This window comes from Nonomuraea sp. NPDC054003, assembly GCF_055585125.1.
Window position 1 is genome coordinate 246,979 of record NZ_JBVJKR010000008.1, and the last position, 13,855, is coordinate 260,833.

A 13,855-nucleotide genomic window follows, 5' to 3' on the forward strand; every position below is an offset into this window, starting at 1 on the left:
TGTCACTCCCTCGACATCGTGATGTCACATACTGCCACATGTCAGCTTCTGGCGAATAAAACCCGTTTGTCATGTGGCAGCGTCTGCCACTATGGTTCCTGAGGTTTAAGAGACAATTGAGGGGGATTCAATGGCAGATGCGAAGACGGTGGCCGCGCCGTCGTCGCCGCCGGGCAAGACCGGGGCTCGCGGCAATCCTTGGCTCGTGCTGCTGGCGGTGAGCCTGGGCGTCATCATGGTGATGCTCGACGGCACCGTGGTCGGCATCGCGAACCCGGTGATCCAGGCCGACCTGGGCGCGACGCTGGCCGAGCTGCAGTGGGTGACCAGCGGCTACCTGCTGGCCCTGGCCGTGTTCCTGATCACCGCGGGGAAGCTGGGCGACCTTTTCGGGCACAAGCGCGTCTTCCTCATCGGCGTGGGCGGCTTCGCCCTCGTGTCGGTGGGCATCGGCTTCAGCGCCGAGCTGGCCGACGTCGTCCCCGGCGTGTCGCCGGCCGGCATGCTGATCGGCCTGCGCGTGCTGCAGGGCCTGTTCGGCGCGCTGCTGCAGCCCGCCGCGCTGGCGCTGCTGCGCGAGGCGTTCCCCGGCGACAGGCTGAAGCAGGCGATGGGCGCGTGGGGTGCGATCATCGGCCTGTCCAGCGCCGCCGGCCCGATCGTGGGCGGCGTGCTGGTGGAGAACGTGAGCTGGGAGTCGGTCTTCTTCATCAACGCCCCGGTGGGCGTCATCGCCCTCATCATGGGCGCGCTGCTCATCGAGAAGAGCCCGATCAAGGTGCTGAACAAGATCGACTGGGGCGGCGTGGTGCTGCTGTCCGGCGCCATGTTCGCGCTCGTCTGGTCGATCATCAAGGCGCCCGAGTGGGGCTGGGGCGACTCGACCACGCTGACCTTCCTCGGCATGTTCGCGGTGCTCACCGCCGCTTTCGTCTTCTGGCAGAGCCGGGCCAAGCAGCCGCTGGTGCCGCTGTCGCTGTTCGCCAACGCGTCGATCTCCATCGGCACCGTGCTGATGATGATGGTCGCCTTCGCGATGTTCGGCGCCATGTTCTTCCTGGGCTTCTTCTTCCAGGGCACCCACGGGCTGACCCCCCTGGAGGCCGGCATCCGGATGCTGCCCATGAGCGCGGGCATGATCGTCGCCTCGCCGCTGGCGGGCATCCTGCTCGGCAAGCTCGGGCCGCGGCTCACCATGGCGGCCGGTCTGGTGGTGACCTCGGGGGCCATGTTCCTGATGTCCCAGCTGACGATGGACGCCACGTTCCTGGAGACCTCGATCCCGTTCGTGGTGCTGGCGTTCGGCATGTCGCCGGTCTTCGTCGGCGCCACCGAGATCATCGTGGGCAACGCCCCCGAAGGGCTCACCGGCGTGGCGGGCGGCCTTCAGCAGTCGGCCATGCAGGTCGGCGGCGCGCTCGGCACCGCCATCCTGGGCGCGGTCATGGCGGGGCAGATCTCCGCCAAGCTGCCCGGCTACCTCGGCCCGGCCGCCCAGTCGATCCCGCCCGACCAGCTCGCGCAGCTGGAGGCGGCGGCCTCGTTCGGCGGGCTCCCGCCGGGCACTCCCGAGCAGATCGCCCAGATCGTGGGCCCGGCCGCGAAGAGCGCCTTCATGGACGGCATGCACCTCGCCTTCCTGGTGAGCACCGGGATCGCGCTGCTGACGGCCGTGCTGGCCCTGTTCGTCAAGGCCGGACGCAAGACGGAGGACGTCCCCGTCCACGTCGGCTGAACCCCTTGGACACGGCCCCCGCCCGCACCGGGCGGGGGCCGTACCACTTTCCTGGATCGGCGCGCGGCGGGCATAGACTCGGTGGGGTGAGCACGAAGATCCTTCCAGAGCAGGAAACGCGTCCGAAGACGTCACACGGCGACGGTGACCACGAACGCTTCGCCCACTACGCCGACAAGCACAAGATCACCGAGTCCATGGTGACGGGCACGCCGATCCGGGCCCTGTGCGGCAAGGTGTGGGTGCCCAGCCGCGACCCGAAGAAATACCCCGTATGCCCGGAGTGCAAGGAGATCTACGAAGGTCTGCCGTCCGGTGGCGGCGAGGGCGACGGCAAGGACAAGTAACCCGGCCACCGGGTCTGCCCTGGGGTCACGCCTGAATACGATGTCCGGGTGACAGCACCGAAAGCACTCGACACCCCATACGATGCCCCGCGCATCTTCGGCCCCGCATACCGCACGGCGACCCTGGGCATCCTCCTCGTCGTCACGCTGGTCGCCTTCGAGGGCATGTCGGTCAGTGTCATCATGCCGGAGGTCTCCAAGGACCTGCGGGCCCTGGAGCTCTACGGCGTCAGCTTCTCCGCCTTCTTCATCGCCAGCCTCTTCGCCAACGTGGTGGCGGGTCTGTGGGCCGACCGGCGCGGCTACGCGCTGCCGTTCCTGGCCGGTCTGGTGCTGTTCGTGCTCGGCATGGCGCTGGCCGGGGCCGCGACGGGCAAGGAGATGTTCCTGCTGGCGCGGGCCGTGCAGGGGCTCGGCGCCGGGCCGACGGTCGTGGCGCTGTATGTCATGATCGCCCGGGTCTATCCGCAGGACGTGCGGCCCCGGGTCTTCGCGGCGCTGTCGGCCGCGTGGGTGCTGCCGTCGATGATCGGCCCGTCCGTGGCGGGGTTCGTCGCCGAGCACCTCGGCTGGCGTTGGGTGTTCTACGGCATCATCCCGCTGGTCGTGCCCGCCCTGCTCATGCTCCTGCCCTCGCTCAGGCGGCCGGCCGACGACCACGAGCCCGCCACCGGCCCGCGCTCGCGCCCGATGGCCATGACGGTGGCCGCCACCGCCACCGCCGTGGGCAGCGGTGTGCTGCTGTACGGGGTCGAGGAGCTGTACGACGCGCCGCTGGTCAGCGTCGTGTGGTGTGTGCTCGGGCTGGCGGCGCTCGGCTACGGGCTGGCCAGGCTGCTGCCGCCGGGTGCGCTCCGGTTCGGCCGCGGGCTGCCGACGACCGTCATGATGCGCGGGCTGTTCGCCGCCGCGTTCTTCGGGGTCAACGGCTTCATCCCGCTCGCCCTGACCGACGTCAAGGGGTTCACCACCGCCCAGGCGGGCATCGCGCTGACCACCGGGGCGCTCGGCTGGTCGGCCGGCTCCTACCTGCAGAGCAGGCGCGTGATCGACCCGTACCGCAGGATCAGGATGGGCGCGGCCTGCGTGACCGCCGGCATCCTGCTGGTCGTGCCCTCGGTCGTGGCCGGGGTGACCGGCTGGGTCGCGGTGCCGGCCTGGATCGTCGCCGGGTTCGGGATGGGGATGGCGATGGCCACCATCAACGTGACCGCGCTCAAGCAGTCGCCGGTCAACGAGCAGGGCGCCAACAGCGCCGCGCTGTCCGTGACCGACATGCTCGGCGCGGCGCTCGCGCTCGGCGTCGGCGGCGCTCTGTCGAACGTGATCGGCTTCACGCCCAGCCAGATCGCGGTGGGATTCGCGGTGATCTGCGGGCTGATGGCGCTGATCGGGCTGGCCGCCACCTTCCTTTCGGCCCGGGTCACCGACCCGGCAGCCTGAATCCGTCCCTCCAGCCACACCGGCAACGGATCGCCGGACCGGGGCCGCCCCGGGATGGTAGGACAGCGGTCGTGGAGCGTGACGACCGCGTCCGTACGCGATGGGACTCCCTGCCGCCGTCCGCGCGCATGTACGGCACCCCTGCCGACCCCGGCCCCCGGGTGCCGCGGCGCGCGCTGGGGCGCCTGGCCCGGCCCGTGCTGGCGGTCGTGGCCGCGGCCGGGCTGGTGGCGGCGCTCGCCCTCGTCGTGCTCCGGCTGATGCCCTCGGGCGGGGAGGCCACGCCGCTGACCGACACGCTGGCCGGGGTGCGGCTGGCGCTGCCGCCCGGCTGGGAGGAAGAGAAGGTGGCGCCCGTCACCGGGTTCACCTCGTCGGCCAGGAACGACGACGGCGGCCTGGTCATGACCAGGCCGCTGCCGGGAGAGATCGCCGACCCGCGCGCGGGCGTCAAGGACGCCGCCGAGCACTACGCGCGCCTCCTGCTGAAGGGGGACAGGGTGAAGGTGGTCGACGACCGGCCGGTCGCCGGCGGCCACACCAGGGCGCTGCTGGCCCGGTACGACGACGTGGTGAACCGTCCCGCGTACCTGCGTGTGACGCTTGTCACGAACGGCGGGAAGGCGGCGCTCGTCCTCGGGCTGCTCCAGCCCGAGGAGACGGCCGCCAGGCAGGCGCTGGACGAGGTGATGGCCAGTGCCCGATAACGCCCATAGCACGCGCGGGAGAGCTTGGCCAGGATCGAGGAGCACGGCACGTCTTGTCGGTGGGCCGGTCTACTCTTGGGACACTGTGAGAAAGCGAAGCACACGAACCCCAGAGGTGATGCGGTGAGCACCTTCGCCGCATCCCACCTGTCGCCTTCCTATCCCGACCGCGCCGCGTGGGGCACCGCGCCCAAGTTGCGCGCCTGGCAGCAGGAGGCGTTCGACCTCTACTTCGGGCGAGAGCCGCGAGACTTCCTCACCGTGGCCACGCCGGGCGCCGGCAAGACCACCTACGCCCTGCGCATCGCCAGCGAGCTGCTCACCCGCGGGGTGATCCGCGCGATCACCATCGTCACCCCGACCGAGCACCTCAAGCGCCAGTGGGCCGACGCCGCCGGCAAGGTCGGCATCAGCATCGACCCCGAGTTCAAGAACAGCCAGGGCACCACCAGCCGCGACTACACCGGGGTCGCGGTGACCTACGCCCAGGTCGCCATGCACCCCGCGCTCCACCGCGCCCGCACCGAAGCCCGCAAGACGCTGGTCATCTTCGACGAGATCCACCACGCGGGCGACGCCAAGTCCTGGGGCGACGGCGTGCAGGAGGCGTTCGAGCCGGCCGCCCGGCGGCTGCAGCTCACCGGCACCCCGTTCCGCTCCGACGACAGCCCGATCCCGTTCGTCACCTACGAGGAAGACGCCGAGGGCCTCAAGCGCAGCCGCGCCGACTACTCCTACGGCTACGGTCCCGCGCTCGCCGACAACGTCGTGCGGCCGGTCATCTTCCTGGCCTACTCCGGCGAGATGAGGTGGCGCACCCGCGCCGGCGACGAGCTCGCCGCCACGCTCGGCACCCCGCTCACCAAGGACCAGCTCTCCCAGGCCTGGCGCGCCGCCCTCGACCCGAAGGGCGACTGGATCCGCCAGGTCATGCAGGCCGCCGACCGCCGCCTGACCGAGGTGCGCCGCCACGTGCCCGACGCGGGCGGCCTGGTGATCGCCACCGACCACGAGACGGCCCGCGCCTACGCCCGCCACCTGCGCAACATCGCCGGCGAGGCGGCCACCGTCGTGCTCTCCGACGACCCCGGCGCGTCCAAGAAGATCAAGAACTTCGCCGCCTCGGGCGACCGCTGGCTGGTGGCGGTCCGCATGGTCTCCGAAGGCGTCGACATCCCGCGGCTGTGCGTGGGCGTCTACGCCACCTCCACCTCCACCCCGTTGTTCTTCGCCCAGGCCGTGGGGCGCTTCGTGCGCGCCCGCAAGCGCGGCGAGACCGCCTCGGTGTTCCTGCCCTCGGTGCCGACCCTCATGGGCCTGGCCAACGAGATGGAGGCCGAGCGCGACCACGTGCTCAACCGCCGCCCGCCCGAGGACGGCCTCGACGACAGCCTGCTCGACGACGCCAACCGCAAGAAGGACACCCCCGACGTCCTCGGCGACGAGCTGCCGTTCGAGACCATGGAGACCTCGGCCACCTTCGACCGGGTGCTCTTCGACGGCGGCGAGTTCGGCACCGGCGCCGAGGTCGGCTCCGCCGAGGAAGAAGACTTCCTCGGCCTGCCCGGCCTGCTGGAGCCCGACCAGGTGGCCACATTGCTGCGCAAGCGTCAGTCCGATCAGCAGGCGGCCAAGCGCAAGCAGCCCGAGCCCAAGGACACCCTGGCCCCGCACGAGCGCATCGCCGAGCTGCGGCGCGAGCTCAACGGCCTGGTCGGCGCGTGGAACCACCGCACCGGCCAGCCCCACGGCGTGATCCACGCCGAGCTGCGCCGCTCCGCCGGCGGGCCGCCGATCGCGCAGGCGACCGCCGAGCAGATCCAGGAACGCATCGACCTCATCCGGCGCTGGGCGACCCAGCGCCGGTAGGCGGCTTTCGGATCAGCGGCCCCGGAGATCGTGACGCTCCGTAACCCTATGCGTTTGGCAACAGAGCAGTAGCCTTCCGTTAGAAAGCAGGCCGGACAGGCAACACTTTCCGATGGGCTGCCTAACGGAGATCCAGAGGGACGTGCTCATGTCGCCTGAGGCCATGGGAAGGTCGATGCTCGCCGTCTCGTCCGGGCTCTTCTCCAATGCGATCGTCATCCGGCTGAGCGGCGAGATCGACGTGTACGGGCTCCCGGCGCTCCGCGATCACCTCACCCGGGTGTGGGACCTTCCGCCCACGCCGTTCCTGATCCTCGACATGCAAGAGGTCGGTTTCTGCGATTCGATGGGCATGAACGAGCTCCTGGACATCATGCACCGGTGCGAGGCGCGTGACACCGGGCTGCTGCTGGGCGGCGTGCAGGGCGTGATGGCCCGGGTGCTGTCCATCACCGGGCTGCGCAACGCCTTCGAGGTCTTCGGCACTCTCGACGAGGCGTTGCGCCACGCCGGCATGCGGGCCTGAGAACCCGTTTCCCGCCATCGGGTGAAAGGGAGTACGACACCCGATGGAAAGGGGGCGATTTGATTACGGACACAGAACGCGTGTCCACGGACGCCGAGGTGATCGAACAGTCCTGGCGGGACCCGGCCGCCTTCTCGACGCTGTTCGACCGTCACGCGCCCGCCCTGCACCGCTACGTCACCCGGCGGCTGGGCGACTCGCTCGCCGACGACGTCGTGGCCGACACGTTCCTGGCCGCCTTCCGGCGGCGCGACCGGTACGACGTGCGCCACACCGACGCCCGCCCCTGGCTGTACGGGATGGCCGCCAACCTGATCGGCAAGCACCGCCGCAGCGAGGTCAGGTCCTACCAGGCGCTGGCCAGGACCGGCGTGGACGACGTGGTGGAGAGCTACGCCGACCGGGTGGACGCGCGGGTGTCGGCGTCGGCGGCGCAGCGCGACCTGGCCCGCGCGCTGGCCGAGCTGTCCCCCGACGAGCGTGACGTGCTGCTGATGATCGCGTGGGCCGACCTGGGCTACGAGGAGGTGGCCCAGGCGCTCGGCATCCCGGTGGGGACCGTCAGGTCCCGGCTGCACCGGGCCAGGAAGAAGACCCGCGCCGCTCTGGGCGGGATGAATCCGACGGACGTCGACGAGGAGAACGATCATGGATGACCTGCGGTTGCTCCAAGAGATGCGCGCGGACGCGCCGGAGCCCGGGGAGGCGCGGCTCGTTGAGATGCGTGCCGCGCTCAGCGAGGAGATCACACTGAGCGGCCTGACAGCGGGCACGCCACCCCGCGAGGCTCTGGCGGCGGGCGCGCTCGCCACCCAGGGCTCCGTCCGGGGGACCGCGGCGCGACGGGTGCCGCGCTTCGTCAAGCTGGGGGTCGCGCTGTCGGGGGTCGCGGCGGCTGCTCTCGCGGCGCTGCTGGTCAACGGCGGTGCGGCCCCGGCGTTCGCCGTCACCTCTCAGGCCGACGGCTCGATCAAGGTGACTATCAACGAGTTCAGCGACCCCGGCAGCCTTGAGGAAGCGCTGGCGGACAAGGGCGTCAACGCCGCGGTCGACTACCTGCCCGAGGGGAAGACCTGCCAGGGCACGCGGGGCGAGCCCGCCAAGGCGAGCGGGCGGGTGGAGACCGGCCTCCGCTCGAACGGCGGGGGCGTGGACTTCACCATCACCAAGGGCGCGGTCGGCAGCGGCGAGACGCTGGTCCTGGCCATCTCCGGCGGCGGGTCCGGCAAGGCGCCCTCCGGCATGAATGTCGCGGTGATCAAGGGCGAGGTGAAGGAGTGCACGCCGGTCTCGGTGCCCGCTCCCGCCGATTCCGGCGAGGGTGAGAAGGGTTCCGAGGTCAACGAGCAGGGCGGCCCGGAGAAGGGGACCCACACCGTCACCGAGGGTGACGACCAGGGTCCCCGGCACGACACGGGCGGCAGCTCCGACGACGGCTCCAAGATCCTCCACCACAGCGGCGACTAGCGACGCGCCCTCACCCGGCGGCCCCGCCACGGGGCCGCCGGGAACCCGGGTCTCCTAGGGTCGGCCGCTTCGCATGACACGTGGCCTCGCCGAGGTGGCCGCCCTGCTGGCGACCGCGCCGCTGTCATGGTGGATCGGCGGCGGACACGCGATCGAGCCGGCGGTCGGCCACGCGTACCGCACACACGGCGACGTGGACCTCGGCCTGCTGCGCCGCGACCACGTCCCGGCCGCCCCAACCGTCGCCGACGGTCCCCTGCGCCGGCTCGCTCCGGAGGTTCAGCTCCTCCATAAGGCGCGGGCGCCGCGCCCCAAGGGCGAGATGGACTTCGACCGCATGCTGCCCCTGCTCACCCCGTCCCAGCGAGACTGCGGAGACCGAGCACGGCGCCCATCCGTGGCGGGGCCGTCTGATGATGTGAACCGGTGGTAGAGATCTTTCCTCTCGGAGGGAGAAAGGTCTTCGGGTTCTTGGCGCCTGCATACCCGGAGCGTGAGGAAATCTGTACTCTTCGTGATCGGTGGTGTCGCAGGGACGCCGCGTTACCGTAGAGGAGTGCCAGAGGTGAGTCTGTACCTGCCGGAGGATATGAAGCAGCGGGTCGCGGAAGCGGCCAGGGCGCATCACATGTCCGAGGACGCCTACATGCGCGAGGCGATCGCGCGGATGCTCGGCGCCGAGGTCCTGACCGAGCGGCCCCGTCCCACGCTGCCGCTCTTCGACAGCGGCGACCCGAGCCTCGCCCGCAGGGTCGACGAGATCATGGAGGACTTCGACCCGGGCGGGCGCGACTGATGCTCGTCCTCGACACCAGCGGCGCCTTCGCCGCCATCGACCGCGCCGCCGAGGACCACGGGGCGGCCAGGCGGATACTGGAGGCGGAGAAAGGGCCGATCCTCCTGTCGCCCTTCGTGCTCGCGGAGCTCGACTACCTGCTCCTGACCCGGATCGGCCTGCGGGCCGAGACCGACTATCTACGCGAGGTGACTTACGGAACGTACGATCTCGTACCGATGGCGCGGCAGGAGATCGTCGAGGCCACCGACGTCATCCTCCGCTACGCCGACATGAAGGTCGGCCTGGCCGACGCTTCCATCGCGGTGCTGGCGGCCCGCTATGAGACGACCCGGGTGCTGACGCTGGATCAGCGGCACTTCCGGGCCATGAAGCCGCTCTGGGGCGACGCGTTCACCGTGTTGCCCGCCGATCTGAACTAGCGGACGATCGGGGCGCCGTGGAGGGTGGCGCCGGCGGCGTCGAGCTGGGCCACGGCGGCGTCCGTCGTCTGCTTGGCCACGCCGGCCGTGAGGTCGAGCAGCACGCGGACCGTGAGGCCGTGCTTGACGGCGTCGATGGCGGTGGCGCGGACGCAGTGGTCGGTGGCGATGCCCACCACGTCGACGTCGCGCACGCCGTGCCGGCGCAGCCACTCCGCCAGCGGGACGCCGTCGCCGGAGGTGCCCTCGAAGCCGCTGTAGGCCGCCTCGTGGGCGCCCTTGCTGAAGACCTCCTCCACGGCCGACATGTCGAACGCCGGGTGGAAGTCGGCGCCGGGGGTGCCCGCCACGCAGTGGGCCGGCCAGGAGGTGGCGAAGTCGGGCTCGTCGGCGAAGTGGGAGCCGGGGTCGACGTGGTAGTCGCGGGTGGCCACCACGTGGTCGTAGCCGTGGTCGGCCACGTGTCGCGAGATCGCGGCCGCGACCTCGGAGCCGCCCGCCACGGCGAGGCTGCCTCCCTCGCAGAAGTCGTTCTGCACATCGACGATGATCAGCGCCGTACCCATACGGCCCACGATACGTCAGGCGAACTCCGTGGGGATCGCCGCGTACCCCCGGGCGAGGTGGAGCGCGTCCTGCGGCAGGCGGGCGATCGCCTCGGCGTGCCGCGCCCGCGCCTCGGCGAGGGGTTCGCGGCCGACGATTTCGCCCTCGCGTACGAACTCGGTCAGCAGCGGCACGCCGCCCTCCGGCACCAGCCCGGACGTGGTGACCAGCTCCGTCTCGTAGTGGTCCGACTTGTTCAGCAGGCGGTAGGCCTGCTTGCGCCCGCCCCGCGACGGCTTGCCGACCGACCGTTTGGCCACCGGCTCCAGCTTGCCGGTCCTGGTCTCGCGGGCCACCAGCTTGTAGACCAGCGCGGCCGTGGGCACGCCCGAGCCGGTCACCAGGGAGGTGCCGACGCCGTAGCCGTCGACCGGGGCCGCGGCCAGCGCGGCGATCGCGTACTCGTCCAGGTCGGAGGTGACCAGGATGCGGGTGTGGAAGGCGCCGAGCGAGTCGAGCTGCTCGCGTACCTCCTGGGCGGCGGCGGCCAGGTCGCCGGAGTCGATGCGGACGGCGCCCAGCTTCTCGCCGGCCAGTTCGACCGCGGTGCGCACGGCCTCACGCACGTCGTAGGTGTCGACGAGCAGCGTGGTGCCGGGGCCCAGCGTGGCGATCTGGGCCTCGAACGCCTGCTCCTCCGAGTCGTGCAGGAGCGTGAACGCGTGTGCGGCCGTGCCGGCCGTGGGGATCCCGTACAGCCGCCCGGCCTGCAGGTTGGAGGTGGAGGAGAACCCGGCGAGGTAGGCGGCGCGGGCGGCGGCCACCGCGGCCTGCTCGTGCGTGCGGCGCGCGCCCATCTCGATGATCGGCCGCTTGCCGGCCGCGTTCACCATCCGGGAGGCGGCCGAGGCGATCGCGCAGTCGTGGTTCAGCACCGAGAGGATCAGCGTCTCCAGCAGCACGGCCTCGGCGAACGTGCCCTCCACGACCATGATGGGGGAGGCGGGGAAGTACAGGTCGCCCTCGCGGTAGCCGTGGATGCTCCCCGAGAACCGGTATTCGGCCAGGAACGCGAGGGTCGGCTCGTCGACGACGTTGTGCTCCTGGAGAAAAGTGAGTTCTTCGTCACCGAAATGGAAGCGTTCCAGCTCGTCGAGGACGCGTCCCGCCCCGGCGACCACTCCGTAGCGCCGCCCGCCGGGCAGGTGGCGGGCGAACACCTCGAAGACCGCTCGCCGGTGTGCCGCGCCGCTTCGCAACGCCGCCTGCAGCATCGTCAGCTCATAGTGATCTGTCAGCAACGCGGTGCTCATGGTCATCGTCACGAGTCGAAGACTACGGCCCACATAGGGCAGACTCATGGATGTGGGTAGCACCGCTCCAATCACCGTCGAGCGTCCTTCACAGGACGTCCGGCCCGATCTGCCGTGGGTGACGATCGTCTGGAACGACCCGGTCAACCTCATGTCCTATGTGACCTATGTCTTCCAAACGGTCTTCGGCTACACCCGGGAGAAGGCCGAGAAGCTGATGATGGACGTCCACCACAAGGGGAAGGCCGTCGTGTCCAGCGGCACGCGCGAAGAGATGGAACGCGATGTGCAGATTCTCCACTCCTACGGCCTGTGGGCGACGGTCCAGCCGGATTCGGTCAAGTGAGGCGGTGCCGGTGAGCTCGGGGTTCTCCTCCGGACGCGACGGAGCGGTGATCGCGAAGTTCGAGGCCGCGGAGGTCTCGATCCTGTCCTCGCTCGTCGGGATGGTGCTCGGGCTGGTCGCGCCCGGCGAGACCAGCGACGACCCGCTGGAGCGGGCGCTCGGCATCGGCGACGGCGCGGCGCCGTCCGATCCGGTGCTGGCGCGGCTGTTCCCGTCGGCATACGAGGACGAGAAGGAGTCGACGGAGTTCCGCCGCTACACCGAGGCGACGCTCCGCGACGGCAAACGCGCCGACGCCCAGACCCTGCTCGACACCGCCGCGCCGGGCCGGGTGGAGCTCACTCCCGAGCAGGCCCAGGCCTGGCTGCGCTCGCTCAACGACGTCCGGCTCACGCTCGGCACCCGCCTGGAGGTGACCGAGGAGATCCACGACGAGCTCGAGTCGATGTCCGAGGACGACCCGCGCTACCCGGCGTTCGTCACCTACGACTGGCTCACCTACCTGCAAGACAGCCTGGTCCGAGCGCTCTGGTAACTTCCGCAGCATGCTGACCATCTCGAAGGAACTGGCCGACAAGATCGTCGCGCATGCCCGGGCCGACCACCCCGACGAGGCATGCGGCGTGATCGCGGGGCGTGACGGCGTCCCGGAGCGGTTCATCCCGATGGAGAACGCCGAGCGCTCGCCCACCTTCTACCGGTTCGACTCGATGGAGCAGTTCCGCGTCTGGCGTGAGATGGACGACCGCGACGAGGAGCCGGTGGTGATCTACCACTCCCACACGGCCACCGAGGCATACCCGTCGCGGACCGACGTCTCATACGCGTCAGAGCCGAACGCCCACTACGTCCTGGTCTCGACCAGGCACGAGACGGACGTCGAGTTCCGCTCGTACCGGATCCTGGACGGTGAGATCACCGAGGAAGAGGTAAGGTTCATCCCATGATGGGCTGGCCTGTGCAGAGTTTCCTCTTCGCACACACTCCGGCTGTCCTCCTGTACGACTGTCGCTGGCTCTGATCAGGTAACTGAGCAGGAATCCCCAGACACCCGTCGGTGTTGCATGCCGATGGGGACGACGACCAGATCGAGGAGATTGACAGCGATGGCCATCGAGGTCCGCATTCCGACCATCCTGCGTAACTACACCGACGGCGCCAAGGCCGTCAGCGCCGAAGGCGCGACCCTGGACGAGCTGATCGCCAGCCTGGAGTCCCGCCACCCCGGCATCAAGGACCGCCTCGTCGACGACAACGGCCTGCGCCGCTTCGTCAACGTCTACCTGAACGACGAGGACGTGCGCTTCCTCGGCGGGCTCGGCACCCCCGTCTCCGACGGCGACACGGTGACCGTCCTCCCGGCCGTCGCCGGCGGGTGACATGCGGTTCGAATCGCTGACCGACTCGGTCGGCCGGACGCCCATGGTGGGGCTGCCGAGGCTGTCCCCGTCCGCCGACGTGCGCGTCTGGGCCAAACTCGAGGACCGCAACCCCACCGGCTCCATCAAGGACCGCCCGGCGCTGTGGATGGTCGAGCAGGCGGAGAAGGACGGCCTGCTCACCCCCGGCTGCACGATCCTGGAGCCGACCAGCGGCAACACCGGCATCTCGCTGGCCATGGCGGCCAAGCTCAAGGGCTACCGCCTGGTGTGCGTCATGCCGGAGAACACCTCGGATGAGCGCCGCCAGCTGCTGCGCATGTGGGGTGCGGAGATCATCTCCTCGCCGGCCGCGGGCGGCTCCAACGAGGCGGTGCGGGTGGCCAAGGGCCTGGCCGAGTCCCATCCCGACTGGGTCATGCTCTACCAGTACGGCAACCCGGCCAACTGGCGCTCCCACTACGAGACGACCGGGCCGGAGATCCTCGAGGACCTGCCCACCGTGACCCACTTCGTGGCGGGCCTGGGCACCACCGGCACCCTCATGGGCGTCGGCCGCTTCCTGCGCGAGCGCGTGCCCGAGGTGCAGATCGTGGCCGCCGAGCCGCGCTACGGCGAGCTCGTGTACGGGCTGCGCAACGTCGACGAGGGCTTCATCCCCGAGCTGTACGACGAGTCGGTGCTGACCACCCGGTTCTCCGTGGGGTCCGCCGACGCGCTGCGCCGCACCCGCGAGCTGCTGTCTTCCGAGGGCATCTTCGCGGGCGTGTCCACGGGCGCGGCCCTCCACGCCGCCCTGGGCGTCGCGCGCAAGGCCGTCAAGGCGGGCCAGCGGGCCGACGTCGTGTTCGTGGTGGCCGACGGCGGCTGGAAGTATCTCTCGACGGGCGCGTACGAAGGCACCCTCGACGAGGCCGAGCAGCGGCTCGAAGGCCAGCTCTGGGCCTGAGACCGCGAAG

18 protein-coding genes are annotated in these 13,855 nt (G+C 70.4%); 16 read left to right on the top strand and 2 right to left on the bottom strand.

Going from position 1 to position 13,855, the window contains the following annotated elements; all coding sequences use genetic code 11:
• Positions 1-130 precede the first annotated feature (130 nt).
• The 11 genes from ACZ6YG_RS22655 (at position 131) to ACZ6YG_RS22705 (ending at position 9,312) form a co-directional block, all read left to right on the top strand.
• Entirely contained in the window at positions 131-1,735 is a 1,605-nt protein-coding gene (locus tag ACZ6YG_RS22655) for a DHA2 family efflux MFS transporter permease subunit (protein WP_219546530.1), read from the top strand.
• A gap of 86 nt (positions 1,736-1,821) precedes the next feature.
• The gene (locus ACZ6YG_RS22660) at positions 1,822-2,082 is read left to right on the top strand and encodes a DUF3039 domain-containing protein (RefSeq protein ID WP_148033880.1); all 261 of its coding nucleotides are present in this window, start codon (positions 1,822-1,824) and stop codon (positions 2,080-2,082) included.
• 48 nt (positions 2,083-2,130) lie between these two features.
• Positions 2,131-3,525, top strand: a complete 1,395-nt coding sequence (locus tag ACZ6YG_RS22665; RefSeq protein ID WP_271279919.1) for an MFS transporter — start codon at positions 2,131-2,133, stop codon at positions 3,523-3,525.
• Positions 3,526-3,596: 71 nt separating this feature from the next.
• A complete protein-coding gene (locus ACZ6YG_RS22670) occupies positions 3,597-4,232 on the top strand; it encodes a hypothetical protein (RefSeq protein ID WP_466019116.1) in 636 nt (211 codons plus the stop codon).
• 123 nt (positions 4,233-4,355) lie between these two features.
• Positions 4,356-6,101, top strand: a complete 1,746-nt coding sequence (locus ACZ6YG_RS22675; protein ID WP_271280154.1) for a DEAD/DEAH box helicase — start codon at positions 4,356-4,358, stop codon at positions 6,099-6,101.
• A gap of 148 nt (positions 6,102-6,249) precedes the next feature.
• Positions 6,250-6,627: an STAS domain-containing protein gene (locus ACZ6YG_RS22680; protein WP_148033876.1), complete on the top strand. Its 378-nt coding sequence runs from the start codon at positions 6,250-6,252 to the stop codon at positions 6,625-6,627.
• An 80-nt stretch (positions 6,628-6,707) separates the two neighbouring features.
• A complete protein-coding gene (locus ACZ6YG_RS22685; protein ID WP_261808803.1) occupies positions 6,708-7,283 on the top strand; it encodes an RNA polymerase sigma factor in 576 nt (191 codons plus the stop codon).
• On the top strand, positions 7,276-8,094 hold the full coding sequence (locus ACZ6YG_RS22690) for a hypothetical protein (RefSeq protein ID WP_466019117.1): 819 nt from the start codon (positions 7,276-7,278) through the stop codon (positions 8,092-8,094). Before ACZ6YG_RS22685 ends, ACZ6YG_RS22690 begins: the two co-directional genes overlap by 8 nt.
• A 73-nt stretch (positions 8,095-8,167) precedes the next feature.
• Positions 8,168-8,527, top strand: a complete 360-nt coding sequence (locus tag ACZ6YG_RS22695; RefSeq protein ID WP_466019118.1) for a nucleotidyltransferase domain-containing protein — start codon at positions 8,168-8,170, stop codon at positions 8,525-8,527.
• Between the two features lie 132 nt (positions 8,528-8,659).
• Positions 8,660-8,890 carry a ribbon-helix-helix domain-containing protein gene (locus ACZ6YG_RS22700; protein WP_148033874.1) on the top strand — a complete coding sequence of 77 codons (231 nt, stop codon included), beginning with the start codon at positions 8,660-8,662 and terminating at the stop codon, positions 8,888-8,890.
• Positions 8,890-9,312 (top strand): PIN domain-containing protein, encoded by a 423-nt coding sequence (locus tag ACZ6YG_RS22705; RefSeq protein WP_148033873.1) that lies wholly within the window; start codon positions 8,890-8,892, stop codon positions 9,310-9,312. The genes ACZ6YG_RS22700 and ACZ6YG_RS22705 overlap by 1 nt, the downstream gene beginning before the upstream one ends.
• On the opposite strand, the gene ACZ6YG_RS22710 is transcribed toward ACZ6YG_RS22705, so the two are convergent.
• Positions 9,309-9,878 (bottom strand): nicotinamidase, encoded by a 570-nt coding sequence (locus ACZ6YG_RS22710; RefSeq protein WP_397198350.1) that lies wholly within the window; start codon positions 9,876-9,878, stop codon positions 9,309-9,311. The two genes, ACZ6YG_RS22705 and ACZ6YG_RS22710, sit on opposite strands and share 4 nt — an antisense overlap.
• Positions 9,879-9,893: 15 nt before the next feature.
• On the bottom strand, positions 9,894-11,177 hold the full coding sequence (locus tag ACZ6YG_RS22715) for a nicotinate phosphoribosyltransferase (RefSeq protein ID WP_466019199.1): 1,284 nt from the start codon (positions 11,175-11,177) through the stop codon (positions 9,894-9,896).
• A gap of 46 nt (positions 11,178-11,223) precedes the next feature.
• On the opposite strand from ACZ6YG_RS22715, the gene clpS reads away from it, so the two are divergent.
• From clpS to ACZ6YG_RS22740, 5 genes are all read left to right on the top strand, one after another.
• Complete coding sequence (gene clpS / locus ACZ6YG_RS22720) at positions 11,224-11,517, top strand: ATP-dependent Clp protease adapter ClpS (RefSeq protein WP_148034889.1); 294 nt, start codon at positions 11,224-11,226, stop codon at positions 11,515-11,517.
• A gap of 10 nt (positions 11,518-11,527) precedes the next feature.
• Positions 11,528-12,052, top strand: a complete 525-nt coding sequence (locus ACZ6YG_RS22725) for a DUF2017 domain-containing protein (RefSeq protein WP_219546539.1) — start codon at positions 11,528-11,530, stop codon at positions 12,050-12,052.
• A gap of 10 nt (positions 12,053-12,062) precedes the next feature.
• On the top strand, positions 12,063-12,464 hold the full coding sequence (locus tag ACZ6YG_RS22730) for a M67 family metallopeptidase (RefSeq protein ID WP_148033869.1): 402 nt from the start codon (positions 12,063-12,065) through the stop codon (positions 12,462-12,464).
• A gap of 159 nt (positions 12,465-12,623) precedes the next feature.
• Positions 12,624-12,896, top strand: a complete 273-nt coding sequence (locus ACZ6YG_RS22735) for a MoaD/ThiS family protein (protein WP_148033868.1) — start codon at positions 12,624-12,626, stop codon at positions 12,894-12,896.
• 1 nt (position 12,897) lies between these two features.
• Positions 12,898-13,845, top strand: a complete 948-nt coding sequence (locus tag ACZ6YG_RS22740) for a PLP-dependent cysteine synthase family protein (RefSeq protein ID WP_466019119.1) — start codon at positions 12,898-12,900, stop codon at positions 13,843-13,845.
• Positions 13,846-13,855: the final 10 nt, after the last annotated feature.